The organism is Bacillus sp. EB106-04-02-XG92 (assembly GCF_058791995.1).
The window spans coordinates 32,150-51,148 of sequence record NZ_JBYTEA010000010.1 but is presented as its reverse complement, the minus strand read 5'-3'; the positions used below and the strand labels follow the sequence as shown (position 1 = coordinate 51,148).

The following is an 18,999-nucleotide window of genomic DNA, read 5'->3' as shown; positions in this document are numbered from 1 at the left end:
TTATAATAGATTTGTAAACTTCACCAGGTTAAGTATATACATAGAGAGGGATGTATAAAATGAAAGCATTACTTTGGCATAATCAACGTGATGTACGAGTAGAAGAAGTACCAGAACCAACGGTAAGACCAGGAGCAGTTAAGATTAAAGTTAAATGGTGTGGTATTTGCGGAACAGACTTGCATGAATATTTAGCAGGACCTATTTTTATTCCAACAGAAGAGCATCCATTAACACACGTAAAAGCACCGGTTATTTTAGGTCATGAGTTTAGTGGTGAGGTAGTTGAAATCGGTGAAGGCGTTACTTCTCATAAAGTGGGAGATCGCGTCGTTGTAGAACCAATTTATTCTTGTGGTAAATGTGAAGCTTGTAAACATGGACATTACAATGTTTGTGAACAACTTGTTTTCCACGGTCTTGGCGGAGAAGGCGGCGGTTTCTCTGAATATACAGTAGTACCAGAAGATATGGTTCACCATATTCCTGATGAAATGACGTATGAACAAGGTGCGCTTGTAGAACCAGCAGCAGTAGCAGTTCATGCAGTACGTCAAAGTAAATTAAAAGAAGGGGAAGCTGTAGCAGTATTTGGTTGTGGTCCAATTGGACTTCTTGTTATCCAAGCAGCTAAAGCAGCAGGAGCAACTCCTGTTATTGCAGTTGAACTTTCTAAAGAGCGTCAAGAGTTAGCAAAATTAGCAGGTGCGGATTACGTATTAAATCCAGCTACTCAAGATGTATTAGCAGAAATTCGTAACTTAACAAATGGTTTAGGTGTAAATGTGAGCTTTGAAGTAACAGGTGTTGAAGTAGTACTTCGTCAAGCGATTGAAAGTACAAGCTTTGAAGGACAAACGGTAATTGTGAGTGTATGGGAAAAAGACGCAACAATTACGCCAAACAACCTTGTACTAAAAGAAAAAGAAGTTATCGGTATTCTTGGGTACCGTCATATCTTCCCAGCTGTTATTAAATTAATTAGCTCTGGCCAAATTCAAGCAGAGAAATTAATTACGAAAAAAATCACAGTGGATCAAGTTGTTGAAGAAGGATTTGAAGCACTTGTAAAAGATAAAACACAAGTAAAAATTCTTGTTTCACCTAAATAATAGAGAATAGTAAAAAGTAGCCCTCTTCTATTTCGCGAAGAGGGCTACTTTTTTTCTATAAAGAAAAGTGATAGACTTTCCTTTAACTACAGGTATTTTGTTTGGAAGGGGAAGTCGAATGCTTTCATTTATGTTGACATTGAAGCGGATGTTAAAAGCTTGTTTACGAGCGTGGAAAGATAAAGAATTTCAAGTATTATTCGTATTAACATTTTTAACATTAACATCAGGTACGATTTTTTATAGTACAGTTGAAGGATTACGTCCTCTTGATGCTTTATATTTTAGTGTGGTCACGTTGACGACTGTCGGTGATGGGAACTTTAGTCCGCAAACTGATTTCGGAAAGATATTTACAATCTTATACATATTTATTGGGATTGGATTAGTATTTGGATTTATTCATAAGTTGGCAGTGAATGTACAATTGCCAAGTATATTATCGAATAGAAAAAAAGAGTAAAGCATGTGTATGCTTTACTCTTTTTTTACATTAGTTTAGACAACCCTTAATAATAGTTTATTAAAATGAAAGTGTATTCATTCATTATATTCACTGTGTATAAAGTTATAATGATATGAACATTTGCATATTTTAATTTAGTAATAGAAATTTCATGAAAGGTGGGATATTCTAGTCATAGGTTAACCGGACGACATCATAGGATCCTAACAAAAAGTTTACAATAATTCGATTATAAAATGGAGGATTTCAGATGAAAAAGAAAGTACTTGCTTTAGCAGCAGCTATTACATTAGTAGCTCCGTTACAAAGTGTTGCATTTGCTCATGAAAATGATGGGGGAAGTAAAATAAAAATAGTTCATCGCTGGTCTGCTGAAGATAAACATAAAGAAGGTGTAAACTCTCATTTATGGATTGTAAACCGTGCGATTGATATTATGTCTCGTAATACAACACTTGTAAAACAAGATCGAGTTGCACAATTAAATGAATGGCGTACGGAGTTAGAGAACGGTATTTATGCTGCTGACTATGAAAATCCTTATTATGATAATAGCACATTTGCTTCACATTTCTATGATCCAGACAATGGAAAAACATATATTCCATTTGCAAAGCAGGCGAAAGAAACTGGAGCTAAATATTTTAAATTAGCTGGTGAGTCATACAAAAACAAAGATATGAAACAAGCATTCTTCTATTTAGGATTATCCCTTCATTATTTAGGAGATGTAAACCAACCAATGCATGCGGCAAACTTTACAAACCTTTCGTACCCACAAGGATTCCATTCTAAATATGAAAACTTTGTAGATACGATAAAAGATAATTATAAAGTAACGGATGGAAATGGATATTGGAACTGGAAAGGTACAAATCCAGAAGAGTGGATTCATGGAGCGGCAGTAGCAGCGAAACAAGATTACTCTGGAATTGTAAATGATAATACGAAGGATTGGTTCGTAAAAGCGGCTGTATCACAAGAATATGCAGATAAATGGCGCGCTGAAGTTACACCAATGACAGGTAAGCGATTAATGGATGCACAACGTGTAACTGCTGGATACATTCAGCTTTGGTTTGATACGTACGGAGATCGTTAAGTATTTAAAAAAGGTCAAATCTCACAATAGAGTATTTGGCCTTTTTTATCACTATACAATACATGGAGGTATGAATCGTGAAAAGTAAATTGCTAAAAAGTATACTTAGCGTTGGAATCGGTCTAGCGGCTTTATATAGTGGATCCTCGGCTCAAGCGGAAGTGTCTACAAATAAAAACGATACATTAAAAGTGATGACACATAACGTGTACATGCTATCAACAAACTTATATCCGAACTGGGGACAAAGTGAGCGTGCTGATTTAATTGGGGCAGCAGATTATATAAAGAATCAAGACGTTGTTATATTAAATGAAGTATTTGATAATAGCGCATCAGATCGTTTGTTAGGAAATTTGAAGAAGGAATATCCAAATCAAACAGCGGTATTAGGTCGTAGTAACGGAAATGAATGGGATAAAACGTTAGGTAGCTATTCATCTTCAACGCCTGAAGATGGTGGTGTTGCAATCGTGAGTAAATGGCCGATCGTTGAAAAGATTCAATATGTATTTTCAAAAGGATGCGGACCAGATAATTTATCAAATAAAGGGTTTGTATACACGAAAATTAAGAAAAATGATCGTTTCGTTCATGTGATTGGGACACATTTGCAGGCTGAAGATAGTATGTGCGGAAAAACTTCACCTGCATCTGTACGAACAAATCAGTTAAAAGAAATACAAGATTTTATAAAAAATAAGAATATACCAAATGATGAGTACGTCTTATTTGGTGGCGATATGAACGTAAATAAAATAAATGCAGGGAACAATAGTGATTCAGAGTACGCATCCATGTTCAAAACATTGCACGCTTCTATTCCATCTTATACGGGACATACAGCGACTTGGGATGCGACGACAAACAGTATTGCGAAATATAATTTCCCTGATAGCCCTGCCGAGTATTTAGATTATATTATTGCAAGTAAGGACCATGCGAATCCGTCATTTATAGAGAATAAAGTATTACAACCGAAATCTCCACAGTGGACTGTTACATCATGGCTCAAAAAATATACGTATGATGATTATTCTGATCATTATCCAGTAGCGGCAACTATTTCTATGAAGTAGTCCTAAAAAAGTTTCTTCTTAAATAAGAAGAAACTTTTTTATTTTGTAGAGGAGATTCCAACTTTCTTTCCAATATGTATAAGACATATAGAGAAGAGGAGAGAAAAATGTGGATCGAGGAATTTTTAAAGAAGTTCCATTACCGTGTGCATTTTTAGATGAAGTAGCTTTAGATAGAAATATTCAATCGATTATAGAATTAAGTGGAAATAAGAAGATTCGTATAGCGAGTAAATCGTTACGTTCTGTTCCGGTTATGCAAAAGATTTTATCTGCAAATGATCGTTTTCAAGGTATTATGTGTTTTTCACCTAGGGAAGTTTTGTTTTTAATTGAACAAGGATTCAATGATTTATTGCTCGGATATCCTGCTTATGATGATAGAGCGTTACATGAAATAAGTTTGCTAACAAAGCAAGGGCTCATTATAACTTGTATGGTGGATTGTGAAGATCATATTGTTTATTTAGAAAAAATTGCTGAGAAGTCTAAAGGGTGTTTTCGTGTATGTTTGGATATTGATATGAGTAGTCGTTTTGTAAAATTTCATTTTGGGGTCAAAAGATCACCGGTAAAAGATGTGCAGGGTGCTTTGAAAATAGTAAAAAGATTGAAGGAATCATCATTTTTAATACTAGACGGTGTCATGGGATATGAAGCACAAATCGCTGGGGTAGGAGATCACATACCGAATCAGCGAGTGAAAAGTAAAGTGATTTCGTATTTAAAGAAGAAATCGGTGTTGGAAGTTAAAGAAAGAAGAGGACATATCGTAAAAGAAATACAAAACCTAGGTATTGATCTAAGGTTTGTAAATGGGGGAGGCACAGGAAGTATAAAAACAACTGAGAAAGATAATTCTGTTTCGGAGATTACAATAGGATCTGCTTTTTATGCCCCGAAGCTGTTTGATTATTATAAAGAGGTGCAATTTCATCCAGCTGTCGGATTTGCTTTACCAGTTGTGCGTAAACCAGCCCCGTTTATTTACACTTGTCTAGGTGGTGGATATATTGCCTCAGGCGCAATCGGGAAAGATAAAGAACCTGAGATTTGGAGGCCAAATGGTGCGGGATTATTAGCTTTAGAAGGTGCTGGTGAGGTACAAACACCGATTTTTTATAACGGTGAGGAACGAGTAGAGATAGGAGATTCTATCTTATTTCGCCATAGTAAAGCTGGCGAGTTATGTGAGCGGTTTCCGTTTTTATATCGTGTGAAAGAAGGAGAGATTGTTGGGGAGTATGCAACATATCGGGGGGATGGCCAATGCTTTCTATAAAGGGGCAGAAATGGAGAAATTGGACAGGGAATGTTGAAGGAACGCCGCATTATACGATGTATCCAGAAAGCATAAAAGATGTAGTAGAAGTTGTAGAGCTTGCACGAAAAGAAGGGAAGAAAATTCGCGTTGTCGGTTCAGGACACTCGTTTACACCTCTTGTGCAGACGGAAGAAATTTTAATTTCTTTAGATGAATTGAAAGGTATTGTGAATATTGATGAAGAGAAGATGGTTGCCGAAGTATGGGCAGGAACAAAGCTACATGATTTAGGGAAGTTACTTGCAGAAAAAGGTTATGCGCAAGAAAATTTAGGGGATATTGATTCACAATCGATCGCAGGAGCGATTAGTACAGGGACTCATGGAACGGGTATTACCTTTGGAAGTTTATCAACACAAGTTATAGAGATTACGGCAGTTTTATCTACAGGTGAGAGTATAGTTTGTTCGGAAACTGAGAATGTGGAATATTGGAGAGCCTTTCAGTTATCGCTTGGAATGTTAGGTATCATTGTAAAAATAAAATTGAAGGTTATTCCAGCCTATTCACTCGTTTATAAAAGTGAAAAACAGTCATTATCTACTGTAATGAACAAGCTAGAAGAATATAAAAAAAATCGCCATTTTGAATTTTTCGTTTTTCCTTATTCAGATGAAGTACAAGTGAAATTTACAAATGAAACGACGGGTAAAAAAAGTGATTTGAAATGGCATAAACTAAAGGTAGAGTTGCTTGAAAATAAGATGTTCTCTTTGTTATCTAAAGGATGTAAATGGTTTCCTTCTATAAGTAAAGGAGTAAGTCGATTATCAGCTAAAGCTGTACCGAATACAAAAATAATTGGTCCGAGTTATGAAGTATTTGCTACATCTCGTGCGGTTCCATTTTACGAAATGGAGTATAGTGTTCCTTCAAAGTATATGCAGGTCGTTGTAGAAGAAATATCAAATCTTATTGAAAAGAAAAAGTATAAAGTACACTTTCCGATTGAATGTCGTTATGTGAAAAGTGATGATATATGGCTCAGTCCAGCATACGGAAGGGATTCAGCGTACATTGCTGTTCATATGTATAAAGGTATGAAGTATGCAGCTTATTTTGGTGAGGTGGAGAAAATTTTTCTAAAGTACGAAGGACGCCCACATTGGGGGAAAATGCATACGTTAACGTACGAAAAATTACAAAATATATATCCGGAAATGCATTCGTTTCTAAAGGTGAGAAAGTTACTAGATGAAGCAGAAGTGTTTTCAAATCCTTACACAGAAAAATTATTTACGATTATGAAAAAAAGCTGACAAAGTACTACTTGTCAGCTTTTTTTAGTATGATCGCATTTCTTGTTTGACTAATGTGCTCGTAAAATAGTAACTTATCACGACTAAATACATGTAATAAAACATGAATAATAAATAGACCGTTAATTACGAGTTGGAATAATAATATAACTACTAATACTAAAGGTTCTTTAAGATTTAAGATAGAGCTACTCGAAAGAATATAATTGATTCCACCTAAAATGAAATAGAATATGCCGTAGCGGATGAATAATTCTTTTAGTGTAATACGCTCTGCCTGGCCTTTAATGTAAATCCGAAGCAATGCTTTTCCTATTGTTCTTCCATTTGTAAAGTATGGAATGATAATAAAGTAAATGAAGACTGAACATGTAATGAAAAGGAGTTCGTATACATTTGTATAAGATTGGATGTTAGCGATAAATAGTGAATTTCCTTTGTTTTTAATGAACGGTACAACGATAGATAAGAAAATCCAATCAATTTGCATAGCAATGAGACGACGAATAAATCCGACTGGTTTTGTTTCTAAATCAATATGAATATCTAATTCGCTTGTTTTCGGAAGGAAGTACGTAAATATTGGTGCAATGATAAAACCAATTACGCCGCCTAGTGTGTTTAAAAACAAATCGTCAATATCAAATAAGCGATAGGCACAATTATAAATACCATATAATCCAGTTACTTGTGTTAACTCAAAGAACAGCGAAAGGCAAAAAGAAATGCACGCTGTTTGTAAGAAGCTGCGTCGGAAATAATAACGCAAGTACATACCAAATGGAACGGTTAGTAGAACGTTAAAAGCGACTTGTAAAAACGCAGATTCCTTTAATAGATAGAAGTAGGTAGCTGGCTTCGTTAAAATTGCCGATGTATGATTACTAATCTCTTGTATGAAATAAAAGGGTGAGAGTTGCATATGTTGTGTATTAGCCGGTTGTAGGCTACATGTATCATATGTTTGTGGCAAAGGTAAGATAACAAGAAAATAGGCATTTAATACATAGAGTAATAGTGAATATAAAATAAATGAACGCCATTTATTCAAATAACCGTATTTGCGATAATTAAATATTAAAAAAGGGATTAATAGAAACACCGCTAAAATAGGGAATAAAATAAATGCTGTTTTTATTGGAAATAAATATGCAGTCAAAATGAAGCTCCTTTCAATGAAAATTCGTTTATCATTATAACGTTAAAAGAACCGTAAAACAAAATTAAAATATTTCGAAATAGAAAAAATTACAAATTTAAACGAAATTAAGTTATACTAAATTTAATATAAGGATATTATGATTATTATAAGTTGAGAGAGGGTACAAGATATGCGATATGAGCTTTTTTCAGTAAGTGGGGGTCATATTACAACTTTTGAAAGTGCATGGCGTTTTCAGGAGGGAGAACAGATTTTTGTTCATGATGATCAAACAAAACGAAATTTTATTATTATCCGCCTAACGCATGATGTATTTCAACAAAATAAACATGTTATTCGTTTGTATTGTCAAGAAAAGAAAGTATACACATAAAGGGGCGCCTCTTACTGTACAAAAAAGTAAGAGGGGCTTTATCCTTATAAAGGTATAAAAAAAGCGAGTCTTCCTAGTTTAATAGAATGACTCGCTTTTCGCTTTGTAGGTTTCACTTTATAAGAAAATAAGAGTAAGTACACCTACGATAATGCAATAGAAAGAGAAATATTTTAAATTTCCTTTTGCCATAATGTTCATAAACCATTTTAACGAAATATATGTCATGATAAATGTTGCGATGAAAGCAACGACATATGGTACGAATAGTGTGTCTAGATTTGGATCTTTTGCAATGTCTGTAATACTTAGTAATAAACCACCTAAGCTAACAGGGATATATAGTAAGAATGAGAAACGAAGAGCTGTTTCTTGCTTCATACCAAGTAACATAGCTGCTACGATTGTTGCACCTGATCGGCTTATTCCAGGAATTAATGCGCAAGCTTGTGCTAATCCGACAATGATTGCATCTTTCATAGAAAGATCACCATCATTTTTACGTCCACGCAAGTTTCTAATAATCCAAAGGCCGACAGCAGTAATAAGAAGGGAAATCCCAACCATTTTCACACCTTTTAAGTACTGGTCGATGTAATCTTTAAATAAAACACCAATAACACCTGCTGGAATGGTCGCAATAACAAGGTAAATAATAAAGAAGAAATCTGATTTTGCGTCCTCTGCTCTTGTAAAGATATAAGATAGACCATTCTTCGTTAGACGAATTAAGTCCTTTCTATAAATAAGTAATACAGCTAATAATGAAGCTGAATTAACAAGTAGTTCGAAGCTGAAACCTTCTATTTTTAGTCCTAGCAAATGTTGTGCTAAAACGAGGTGACCACTTGAAGAAATCGGAATTGGTTCTGTTAGTCCTTGGAACAGACCGAGAATTAAATATTTTAAAACGTAGTAAAATTGTTCCATAATAACCTCCTTGTTTAATAGTCGAAAGAAACAATTTGTCCATTATAACAAAGATACAGATGAAGATTGAGAGGAAATAAATATTCGAAATATAATAAAAATCCCTTATAAAAGTACAAGGGATTTTTATTATTAATGAGAAACTACTGTTTCTTCAAGACTTTTCGTTAATTGAACATCGACTTTCTCAGCATCATGAATGTGATTCATAATAGTAGTATTTAACTTTTGGAACATTTGTTGTGTATTAGCAAATTCTCGTAATATATCATCATTACAAGATTTTTGGTTTTCGATAGCTTTAATAACATTTGTAGCACCGTTTTGTAACGTTTGAATCATAATTAAAATATTTTCGATTCTAGCGTTTGTATCGGCACTCATTTCTACACCTTCATCGACTAAATGTAAATTATCTTTTGTATTATCGTATGCTTTTTCAATTTCTTCTTGAATTTTTTTCGTTAAGTTGCCGATGTTTTTTGTACTTTCCGCTGTACTTTCTGCTAGTTTTCTTACTTCATTAGCAACGACAGCGAATCCTTTACCGTGCTCTCCAGCACGCGCGGCTTCAATACTTGCATTTAAAGCAAGTAAATTTGTTTGTGCTGCAATGTTTTGAATGACTTCTACAATTTGCTCGATTTCTTTTGAGCGTTCACTTAAATGATTCATACTGTTAGACGTACGCTGAGATTGTTCACCTAATTTGTTAATTACAATAAGTAAACGATGAACAGATTCTTTACCTTCATTAGAACAGTCAATAATTTCTTCAATAGATTGAATTAAGCTTTGTTCTTTTTGTAACATTTCGTTATTCAATTCATTGGAATGTGTCGTGCGCGTTGAAACATTTTCGAAACATGAGTTTAATTGTTGAACTAAATTTTGAAGTGTATGGTGCTGGCTATTTACAAGTTTATGTTCTTGAACAACGCTTTGTACACGATCGTGGATAGAAGAAATAGTCTCTTGTTGTTCGATATCCTTTTGTTTTAATTCTGCTTCTAGTTCTTGTATACGACTTTCTAATTGATCAATTTTATGTTGGAGTGATTTCTTTTGAGTAAACATATATTTATTTCAACCGCCTTTAGAAGTTATATTTTCTCTATATTTGGATTTTAGCATCTTTTATAATTTTTAAATATAGGAATTGTTAAATATTTAAGAATCTATTACATTTTATGCATAATTCCCTTTTTTTCGTCATGAAAAATAAACTGTATTTAATGGTATTGTAAACAAACTGTAAAATAAATCATGTATAACTGTATAAGAAGGGAGTCGGATTATGAACTATTTTAAGCGAATCAGTAGTCTAGTATTAGCAGGAATTATAGGTCTTTCTAGTACAGTCGCTGTTAAAGCAGAGTCAAACGACGAGAAACTTAACAACATGCAACAGCAATTGCAGCAAAACGATGCAGAAATGCAAAAGAAAGAGCAAGAGAAGCAAGCTGTTAGTAAAGAAATTCAAGGTATCGAAAACGAACTACATAATTTAAATAATACAATTGCAAAAAATAAAGAGGATCAAGCTGCTATTCAACGTAAAATCGATGAAACACATAAGCAGATTGAACAAAAAAAGAAAGAGATTGTCGTTTTAGAAGATAAAGTTCTTGCGCGCAAGGACATTATGAGAAAACGTATGGTTTCTGTTCAAAACAGTTCAAATACAAGTTTAGTAGTAGAAGTTGTTGTAGAGTCAAAAAACTTTGCAGATTTCTTACAACGTATGAACGCAGTTTCTACTATTCTAGAAGCTGATAAAGAAATTTTACGTCTACAAGAACAGGATCTTCGTCAAATTGAAGAGGATAAGAAAACAATTGACGAAAAAGAAGCATCTTTAGTAGTAGACAAACAAAAATTAACAAAAGCACAAGCTGATTTGCAAGATAACTTGAAAAAACGTCAAGCTAACTTACAAACAGTTCAAGCTAAATATAATCAGGTTGCAAGCCAACTTAATTTAGCAGCAGAAGAAAAAGCTAAAATCGAATCAAATATGAAGGCAGTACAAGAAACAATTGCTCGTGAGCAAGAAGCAGCAAGAATTGCAGCAGAAGAGCGTGCAAAAGCAGAAGCAGCTGCAAAAGCTGAGCAAGAAGCATTAGCTAAGGCACAGGCAGAAATTGCTGAAAAACAAAAGCAAGAAAAAGCTAATAAACCAGCTGAACCTGTTGTTAATAATAATTCGAAGGTAGAACCTGTACAACCTTCGAAGCCAACTGCTGGCGGAAGAGAAATTTATGTAGAAGCTACAGCTTATACAGCAGATCCAGCTGAAAATGGTTATAAAGCAGGAGAGCATGTTAAATCAGCAATGGGACATGATTTAACTGGGAATCCAGGTATGAAATTAATTGCAGTAGATCCGAAGGTTATTAGACTGGGATCGCGCGTATATGTTGAAGGATATGGTGAAGCTATTGCTGGGGACACTGGTGGAGCTATTAAAGGTCACAGAATTGATGTTTTAATGCCAGATAAAGGTTCATCAAGTGCTTGGGGCAGAAGAACAGTTAAAGTTACAATTTTAAACTAACATGTAATCCAACTTTACAATACGTAAAGTTGGATTTTTTTACGAAAATAATGTTAAGTTGAGTTTACATTTTGTTAAAGGAAGCATACAATATAATTAAGAGGTGGTAAATTTGTCCATTTTAAATAGGGTGAAGGAATTAAGAGCTCGCTTTAATTTTTCGCAAAGTGTATTAGCAGAAAAGGTTGGAGTGACGAGACAAACAATCGCCGCTATTGAAAAAGGAGATTATGTTCCTTCTTTGTTATTAGCACTTACGATTTGTGATGTATTCGAGTTAAAGATGGAAGATGTGTTTGTTTTAAATAAGGAGGGGAAAGAGGATGAATAGACTTGTATTTTCTTATATGTTAAATGTACTTTTAATGGTATTAGCAGGTTGGGCGTTTATTGAGTTGTATGATTTTACTATCGAAGTTGCTAACTTTATTCAAACGGAGAGAGTACCATTTGAAGTTTCATTGAGTTTAATGCCGCTAACATTACTATTAATATTTAGTATTGTATCGACTATTCTTTATAAAATTCAAAAGAAAAAATATAAAAAGCTCTCGTATTGGATGTTTCCACTATTATTTCCTCAAGAAGATGAACGAGAAAAGGCAATTACGGAAAAAGCTTGTCGTACTACATTTATGTCATTATGGTACGTGTTGCCTTGTGCGGTTGGTTTTTTAACTCTTTCTCCAATTGCTAATCTATATGTTCCTGCATATCCGGTATATATTGCATTTAGTATTTTCTTTATTCAAATGACGATTTTCCACGTATCCTTATATCGAAATAAAATTGCTTAAAAAGAAGCCTTCTTGCCGATGCAAGAAGGTTTCTTTTCAGCTTACACTTGTACATATAGCAATATTATCTTATCATTTTATATAGAGTAAGATTTTGTAAGGGAAAGGAATTGTATATGAATAAGCAAAGAATTTATAGTATAGTAGCAATCCTTCTATTTGTTGTAGGTGGTGTGTTAATTGGAAAGCCATTCTATGATGGATATCAGGCTGAAAAGAAACAGACTGAAAATGTGCAAGCTGTTCAAAAGATGGATTATGAAAAACATGAGACGGAATTTGTAGATGCTTCGAAAATTAATCAGCCAGACTTGGCAGAAGTGGCGAATGCATCATTAGATAAGAAACAAGTAATTGGTCGTATTTCGATCCCGAGTGTTTCACTAGAACTTCCTGTTTTAAAATCTTCTACTGAGAAGAACCTATTATCAGGTGCAGCAACAGTAAAAGAAAATCAAGTAATGGGAAAAGGGAACTATGCATTAGCAGGACATAATATGTCTAAAAAAGGTGTTTTATTTAGTGATATAGCCTCTTTAAAAAAAGGTGACAAAATTTATTTGTATGATAATGAAAATGAATATGAATATGCGGTTACTGGTGTATCTGAAGTAAATCCTGATAAGTGGGAAGTTGTTGAGGATCATGGGAAAGATGAAATAACGCTTATTACATGTGTATCTGTGAAGGATAATTCTAAGCGTTACGTTGTTGCTGGTGATTTAGTAGGAACGAAGGCGAAGAAGTAAAAAAGAAGGTCAACTCTTTAAAGAGTTGACCTTCTTTTTTACTAATGTTGAGAAATAATAGAATATTTTGGTTGGTATTTAAGTATTTCTCTATTTATGTATAATAAAGTTAGAATTCAAGATTTTGGGAGGAACAAGAGTGAAACAACAGGTGAAGAAACTTCTTTTAACAACAGGCGTAGCGTTATTGGTAGCTCCGATTTCAGCCTATGCGCATCCAGGGCGTACAGATGCTAATGGGGGGCATACGTGTCGTACAAATTGTGAGAAATGGGGATTACAGTACGGGGAGTATCATTATCACAATAAACCAGCTTCTAGTAGCGGTGCAACAAGTCCAGCTCCTAGCTCTAATAATAATGGTGCTGTAGAAGCTGAAAGACAAGCAGAAGCACAGCGCAATGCTGAGGCTGAAAAACAACGTGCTGCAGAGGCGCAGCGTAAAGCTGAAGAAGAGAGACAACGTGTAGCGGAGGAACAAAGAAAAGCAGAGGCAGAGAGACAACGTGTAGCTGAAGAACAAAGAAAAGCGGAAGAAGCACGTAAGCGAGAGGAAGCACAACGTCAAGCTGATATGGAAAAGGGACAGCTTGAGGGACAAAAAAATGGAGAGATTGATTTTAAAGCGGGGAAAAATGATGCAGAATCACATTTAGCTGGAAAATCAGATACATATAAAGAAGCATTCAAAATTGCTTATGCTGCATCTTGGTCTTTAGAAGAGCAGAAAAAAACGTATTTTGAAAAAGGAAAAGAGCAAGGTTTAGCACAAGAGACGATGGAAGACAGTCAAATTGCTCCGGAGTTTAAGCCGAACTTTGCTGAAGGTTTCCAAGTAGGGAATAAAGAAAGAACAGACAAAATTGAAAAAGAGCAAGCTGAACTAGGGGAAAAGGCAGGTAAAGAACTAGCTGGAAAGAATCCTGGAAATAGAGAGAAAGATGTGTACGTGAAGGCGTATGAAACAGCTTATGAAAAGGGCTATAAGTCTACAAAAAAAGCAGTAGAAAAGGCTGGCTATAAGTATGCATTTGAAAACTATGATTTGAAAGTTCCTGCTAAGTATGAAAAAAATGAATCATTAAAGAAATGGTTTATTGAAGGATTTAAATCAAATAAAAAAGCAGCCGAAATTAGAGAAGAAGGATATAAAAAAGGCGACAGTTGGCTTGCGTTCTTCTATAAGAATTTTGTGCCAAGTGAATATAAAGAACATAAAGAGCTGTACGAACAAGCGATAGAAAAAGGTAAGAGTGCATAAAAAAGATGAGGGATTTCCCTCATCTTTTTTAATCCATCCATTTCACTAATTTCTTAGAAATTAGTAATAAAACACAACCTAATACAATTGCTACAGCTCCGATTACGGTAAATACTTCAGCATATCCAAGTGAAGTTGTGAAGCTTGCAAGTTGTCCACCTAAAATGTTAGCGATACCTGAGCTTGCTAACCATACTCCCATTAATAAAGAAGCAAGTTTTACTGGGGCAAGTGCACTAACCATTGATAGTCCAACAGGTGATAAGAATAGCTCACCTAACGTATGGAAAAGATACGTAAAGACGATAAATAGTAAGTTTGCTTTTTCCGTAATGTTATGTTCATCACTACCTGTTTTTAATGTAGCGATAACGAGAATGATATAACCGATACCGAGCAAGATCATACCAAGTCCCATTTTAGTTGGGATTTTTAAATCCCCGCGCTTACGAGTTGCAAGTTTTGCCCATAATGTTGAAATGACTGGAGCAAGTAAAATAATAAATAATGGATTGACCGATTGGAACCAAGATGTTGGAACTTCCCATCCGAACACAGATCGGTCTACAAATTTGTTTGTATATAATGTTAATGAGCTACCAGCTTGTTCAAAGCCAGCCCAGAAGAAGACAACGAAGCATGTTAAAATGACGATAACTGCGGTACGTTGTTTTTCTTTTTTCGTTAACGGTGTATCTCCTACTGATGGTTGTCCAGCAGCTGCTTGCAAATCGCGAGTTGGTTTTTTACCGATATCACCAAGGAAGCGATTTGATAGTGTTGTAAATAAAATTTGTCCAATGATCATTCCGATTGAAGCGGCTAAGAAACCGTAACGGAATCCGTAATGTACAACACCATCAACTGTTGTTTTGAATAAATTTTCTGATAAAAATCCGCAAACGAGTGGAGCTAAAAATGATCCGACGTTAATACCCATATAGAAAATAGTAAATGCACTATCACGTTTTGGATCATTCTCTTCGTATAATTCTCCAACCAGTGTAGAGATATTCGGTTTGAAGAATCCATTACCGATAATAATAAGCGCTAATCCGAGGTATAGGCCGACTTGGTTTTGCATGGCAAATAGTGTAAGGTTACCGATTGCCATTGTTATACCACCAATTGTGATCGCTTTTCGTCTACCTAGGAACCGGTCTGTTAAGTATCCACCGATCATTGGTGTGAAATAACAGGCTCCAGTATAAAATCCGTAAATAGAGAGTGCACATGCGGGACTAAACCCAAGACCACCGCTTACTAAAGCTGTTGTTAAATATAATGTTAATAATCCTCGTAATCCATAGTAACTAAATCTTTCCCACATTTCTGTAAAGAAGAGTAAGTATAAACCTGGAGGATGTTTCTTTTTTCTTTGTTGTTCTCTTTCTAGTTGTATCGCTGATTCCATGTTATTTTCCTCCTGACACAAACAAAAACAAAGTTAATAATTTTGTACATTTAATATTTTACTTTATTAACTATTATAAGTCAATAAAGGTTGATTTTTCAGAAGAAATTGGAAAAGAGATATAGCTATAGAATGGGGGTTTCTTTTATGTTAGACTATGGACTATGTTTTCTTTGTAAGGAAACGGTTTATTGCACTTTTTTTATATGTGAAATTGATTTCATAAAAGATGAAATTAAAGAAGGAGAAAGAAATGAAATTGTTACAGAAAAAAGAAATTTTACTTATTAGTCTTATGTTATTCTCGATGTTCTTTGGCGCGGGGAATCTTATATTCCCACCTTTCCTTGGGTATGAAGCGGGAGAACATGTGTGGATTTCACTGGTAGGGTTTATTATATCAGCAACAGGTCTTCCTATATTGGGAGTTATTGCGATTGCGAAAGCAGGAAGTTTTCAAACGCTAGCGGGTAGGGTTCATTCTTCATTTGCCATTATTTTTCCGTGTATCGTGTATTTATTTATTGGACCAGGACTTGGTATACCACGTGCAGGAAGTTTAGCTTTTGAAATGGGGCCAGGTCAGTTCTTCCCAGAAGCAGGAAGCATAATTTTATTATGTTACACGGTTATTTTCTTTAGTATCGTGTACTGGTTAAGTTTATCACCATCTAAATTAATGGGGTTATTCGGAAAGGTTTTAACACCGTTATTATTAGGTATGATTGCCCTTATTTTTATAAAGAGCATGTTTACATCAGTAGGTAGTGTGAAAGAGGCTGCTGGAAACTATGGACAAGCTCCTATGTTCCAAGGGTTTTTAGATGGGTATTTAACGATGGATGCATTGGCAGCTTTAATTTTTGGGATTGTTATTGCAAATGCTCTTCGTACAAAAGGTATTGAAGATGATAAAGGTTTAGCAAAATATATGAGTATTGCTGGAATTGGGGCAGGACTATTATTATCTATTATTTATGTCATACTTGGATATGTTGGTTCAATAAGTGGTTCGTTAGGTCCATTTGATAATGGGGCGAACGTATTAGCACAAGTGATGACGACGTTATTTGGACAAGGTGGAGTCGTTTTATTAGGTCTTATTTTTACGATCGCGTGCTTATGTGTTTCAATTGGACTTGTTACATCTTGTAGTCAATTTTTCGCAAGTGCATTTCCGAAAGTGGCGTATAAAGTGTGGGCATTTATATTAAGTTGTATTAGTATGATTTTAGCTAACTTAGGATTAACACAAATTTTAAAAGTATCAGTACCGATTCTTGGATTTATTTATCCAATTGCACTAACGCTTATTATCTTAGGGTTATTCCATAAGTATATTGGAAAGTATGCATACGTATATGCAGTGACAGTTGGGATTGTAGCGGTATTTAGTGCAATCGATATTTTCAATAAAAATGTGATGATGAATCAGTGGACATCAGTATTGAAATACATTCCGTTTTATATAGAAGGTGTGGGATGGATTGTTCCAGCTATTATAGGTGCTTGTATTGGCGTTATCGTGAGTAGTGTTTTCAAGAAGAAATAAGTAAGAGGTGTTTTCCTATTTCGGAAAGCACCTTTCTTTTTTTGAAAAATGGTATTGAAAATGAATAGACTAATAGTATGATTAAGGTAATTGGTAATATATAGGGTTTGAATGGGTGATGAGGGGGGAGCGTATGAAGGAAGATTTAAATAAGAAAATAGAAGCGCTCGAAACGGCAATTGAAACAATTCAAGAAGCACTTTTTGAATTGAAAGCAAAACAAAAAGAAATAGAAGTAGAAAATGCTCAGCAATATGTTAGTAAGGAAAAGAAAGAACATATTGAAACGGTAACGGAAGAAAAATCAAAAGAAGAAGTAGTTACAATAAAAGAGCCTGTGCAAGAACGGGAGGTAAAACAAGTAGATATATCTGCTTTTAAACCAGAACCATTTAATATTATTCAGTTTTGCCAAACGTGGTTACCACGCATATTTGTCGGTATTATGTTACTTGGAGTAATCTGGTTATTTAAAGCAGGGGTAGATGCTGGATTATTAACGCCAGCAATACGAATTGTGTTTGGTATTGTCCTATCAATCGGTTTTTATTATATAGGGGATATTCAAATTAAACGAGAGCGGCAAGCGTTAGGGTTAGTATTAGCAGGAGGAAGTATTACGGGTATAGTTTTAACGACATTTGCGGCACATTATTTATATGGCTTTATTCCGGCAAGTGTTGCATTTTTGTGTAATATTGCATGGGTCATTTTAGGTATTTATGTAGCCAAGAGGTATCAATCGGAATATCTTACTATTTTCGTAGCGGTGGGAGCTTTCTTCGTGCCATTCTTATTAAATAGTACGACTCCTAATCCTTATATTTTCTTTGGATATGAGACGATACTAACACTTAGCTTATTATGGTATGCGTTGAAAAGTCGTTATCAGTATTTATATATGATTTCTTATGCTGTTGCTGCTATTGTTCTTTTCGTCTTTTTTGCTATTATGTCAATGTTAGTAGAGGATTTGCAAATACAGCTAACAGTTGTTTATGGTTTGATTCACTTACTATTATTTTGGCATATGTTTACGGAGCGAAGTTTTATATTAGAGCCACGCTTGGCGATATTTAGTGCGAATGCAGTTTTCTTTATATTAGCCATTTCAAAAATACCCGAATTTACAACATGGGGATTAATGATTAGTGCGCTTGGGCATGCTGTTATGTTCGTGTTTGAATATAGGAAGAATCGACATTCTACATTTACAAATCTTTTATTTGGTTTCGCAATGGGTGCATTTAGTTTAGCGATTTTATATGAGTATAGTTTAGTGAATGCAGCGATTGTATTATTATTACAAGGTTTCCTCGGTATGGTGACTGCTATTAAAGTAAAACAACAAATAAAATTGTATGTTAGTGCGACGGTTTATGCGATTGGAATGATACAAACTATTTTTAGCCCGTTCGATCATTTCCTTTCAGCTGGGTTCGTTGCTCATATTATTTTAATAGGTACATTTTATTACTGCATGAAACAAGCGAAAGATGTGTTAATGAGCTTTGGCAAATATGTTTATTCTATAGCGCTCTATTGGTTTATGGTTATCATATTTATTGCAATTACTAGAGTTGGTGAAGTGCTTTCTACAGATGGAAGCATAATAAGTGTATCTGTATCGTTATTATGGATGGTATATGCATTATTTGCAGTTTGGCTTGGACGGAATAAACATATGAATGAAATATTATATGCTGGCTTAGTCGTGTTAGTCGTAACGATAGGAAAGCTATTCCTTCTAGACTTACCAGAAGTTTCAATGATGATCAGGGCAGTGTTATTCTTAATAGTAGGTAGTATAGGTATCGTTATTTCAAGAATGTTTTTCTCAAAAGAAGAGAAGTAAAAAGAAG

The 18,999-nt window shown here is 34.6% G+C and carries 18 protein-coding genes; 14 read left to right on the top strand and 4 right to left on the bottom strand.

What is annotated here, in order from left to right; translation table 11 throughout:
* Window positions 1-59 precede the first annotated feature (59 nt).
* From bdhA to AC3WVA_RS21505, 6 genes are all read left to right on the top strand, one after another.
* The gene (gene bdhA / locus AC3WVA_RS21530; RefSeq protein ID WP_000645834.1) at window positions 60-1,112 is read left to right on the top strand and encodes a (R,R)-butanediol dehydrogenase; all 1,053 of its coding nucleotides are present in this window, start codon (window positions 60-62) and stop codon (window positions 1,110-1,112) included.
* Between the two features lie 118 nt (window positions 1,113-1,230).
* Window positions 1,231-1,575, top strand: a complete 345-nt coding sequence (locus tag AC3WVA_RS21525) for a potassium channel family protein (protein WP_000948236.1) — start codon at window positions 1,231-1,233, stop codon at window positions 1,573-1,575.
* A gap of 253 nt (window positions 1,576-1,828) precedes the next feature.
* On the top strand, window positions 1,829-2,680 hold the full coding sequence (gene cerA / locus AC3WVA_RS21520; RefSeq protein ID WP_000731009.1) for a phospholipase CerA: 852 nt from the start codon (window positions 1,829-1,831) through the stop codon (window positions 2,678-2,680).
* A 77-nt stretch (window positions 2,681-2,757) separates the two neighbouring features.
* Window positions 2,758-3,759 carry a sphingomyelinase C gene (gene sph, locus AC3WVA_RS21515; RefSeq protein WP_048525024.1) on the top strand — a complete coding sequence of 334 codons (1,002 nt, stop codon included), beginning with the start codon at window positions 2,758-2,760 and terminating at the stop codon, window positions 3,757-3,759.
* A 109-nt stretch (window positions 3,760-3,868) separates the two neighbouring features.
* The gene (locus AC3WVA_RS21510; protein WP_098345953.1) at window positions 3,869-5,041 is read left to right on the top strand and encodes an amino acid deaminase/aldolase; all 1,173 of its coding nucleotides are present in this window, start codon (window positions 3,869-3,871) and stop codon (window positions 5,039-5,041) included.
* On the top strand, window positions 5,029-6,342 hold the full coding sequence (locus AC3WVA_RS21505) for a D-arabinono-1,4-lactone oxidase (protein ID WP_098345954.1): 1,314 nt from the start codon (window positions 5,029-5,031) through the stop codon (window positions 6,340-6,342). The genes AC3WVA_RS21510 and AC3WVA_RS21505 overlap by 13 nt, the downstream gene beginning before the upstream one ends.
* 7 nt (window positions 6,343-6,349) lie before the next feature.
* Here the strand turns inward: AC3WVA_RS21505 and AC3WVA_RS21500 are convergent, their stop codons facing one another.
* Entirely contained in the window at window positions 6,350-7,501 is a 1,152-nt protein-coding gene (locus AC3WVA_RS21500; protein ID WP_098345955.1) for a VanZ family protein, read from the bottom strand.
* A gap of 172 nt (window positions 7,502-7,673) precedes the next feature.
* Here AC3WVA_RS21500 and AC3WVA_RS21495 point away from each other — a divergent pair, with 172 nt between their 5' ends.
* The gene (locus AC3WVA_RS21495; protein ID WP_098345956.1) at window positions 7,674-7,877 is read left to right on the top strand and encodes a hypothetical protein; all 204 of its coding nucleotides are present in this window, start codon (window positions 7,674-7,676) and stop codon (window positions 7,875-7,877) included.
* A 117-nt stretch (window positions 7,878-7,994) separates the two neighbouring features.
* Here AC3WVA_RS21495 and AC3WVA_RS21490 read toward each other — a convergent pair whose 3' ends face one another.
* Together AC3WVA_RS21490 and AC3WVA_RS21485 are read right to left on the bottom strand one after the other, a co-directional pair.
* Window positions 7,995-8,807, bottom strand: coding sequence for an undecaprenyl-diphosphate phosphatase (locus tag AC3WVA_RS21490; protein WP_048525019.1), 813 nt, complete (start codon window positions 8,805-8,807; stop codon window positions 7,995-7,997).
* Between the two features lie 132 nt (window positions 8,808-8,939).
* Entirely contained in the window at window positions 8,940-9,620 is a 681-nt protein-coding gene (locus tag AC3WVA_RS21485) for a methyl-accepting chemotaxis protein (protein ID WP_370174618.1), read from the bottom strand.
* A 484-nt stretch (window positions 9,621-10,104) separates the two neighbouring features.
* Here AC3WVA_RS21485 and AC3WVA_RS21480 point away from each other — a divergent pair, with 484 nt between their 5' ends.
* The 5 genes from AC3WVA_RS21480 (at window position 10,105) to AC3WVA_RS21460 (ending at window position 14,171) form a co-directional block, all read left to right on the top strand.
* Complete coding sequence (locus tag AC3WVA_RS21480; RefSeq protein ID WP_048527832.1) at window positions 10,105-11,364, top strand: 3D domain-containing protein; 1,260 nt, start codon at window positions 10,105-10,107, stop codon at window positions 11,362-11,364.
* A gap of 112 nt (window positions 11,365-11,476) precedes the next feature.
* A complete protein-coding gene (locus AC3WVA_RS21475) occupies window positions 11,477-11,695 on the top strand; it encodes a helix-turn-helix transcriptional regulator (RefSeq protein ID WP_048527833.1) in 219 nt (72 codons plus the stop codon).
* Window positions 11,688-12,161 (top strand): DUF2178 domain-containing protein, encoded by a 474-nt coding sequence (locus AC3WVA_RS21470; RefSeq protein WP_429603960.1) that lies wholly within the window; start codon window positions 11,688-11,690, stop codon window positions 12,159-12,161. The genes AC3WVA_RS21475 and AC3WVA_RS21470 overlap by 8 nt, the downstream gene beginning before the upstream one ends.
* Before the next feature lie 116 nt (window positions 12,162-12,277).
* The gene (locus tag AC3WVA_RS21465) at window positions 12,278-12,910 is read left to right on the top strand and encodes a class A sortase (protein WP_349302935.1); all 633 of its coding nucleotides are present in this window, start codon (window positions 12,278-12,280) and stop codon (window positions 12,908-12,910) included.
* 139 nt (window positions 12,911-13,049) lie between these two features.
* Complete coding sequence (locus AC3WVA_RS21460; RefSeq protein WP_429603959.1) at window positions 13,050-14,171, top strand: YHYH domain-containing protein; 1,122 nt, start codon at window positions 13,050-13,052, stop codon at window positions 14,169-14,171.
* Between the two features lie 28 nt (window positions 14,172-14,199).
* Here the strand turns inward: AC3WVA_RS21460 and AC3WVA_RS21455 are convergent, their stop codons facing one another.
* Window positions 14,200-15,585, bottom strand: a complete 1,386-nt coding sequence (locus AC3WVA_RS21455) for a peptide MFS transporter (protein WP_492322178.1) — start codon at window positions 15,583-15,585, stop codon at window positions 14,200-14,202.
* Window positions 15,586-15,838: 253 nt separating this feature from the next.
* Here AC3WVA_RS21455 and brnQ1 point away from each other — a divergent pair, with 253 nt between their 5' ends.
* Window positions 15,839-17,137 (top strand): branched-chain amino acid transport system II carrier protein BrnQ1, encoded by a 1,299-nt coding sequence (gene brnQ1 / locus AC3WVA_RS21450; protein WP_098345960.1) that lies wholly within the window; start codon window positions 15,839-15,841, stop codon window positions 17,135-17,137.
* Between the two features lie 133 nt (window positions 17,138-17,270).
* Complete coding sequence (locus AC3WVA_RS21445) at window positions 17,271-18,992, top strand: DUF2339 domain-containing protein (protein WP_098345961.1); 1,722 nt, start codon at window positions 17,271-17,273, stop codon at window positions 18,990-18,992.
* Window positions 18,993-18,999: the final 7 nt, after the last annotated feature.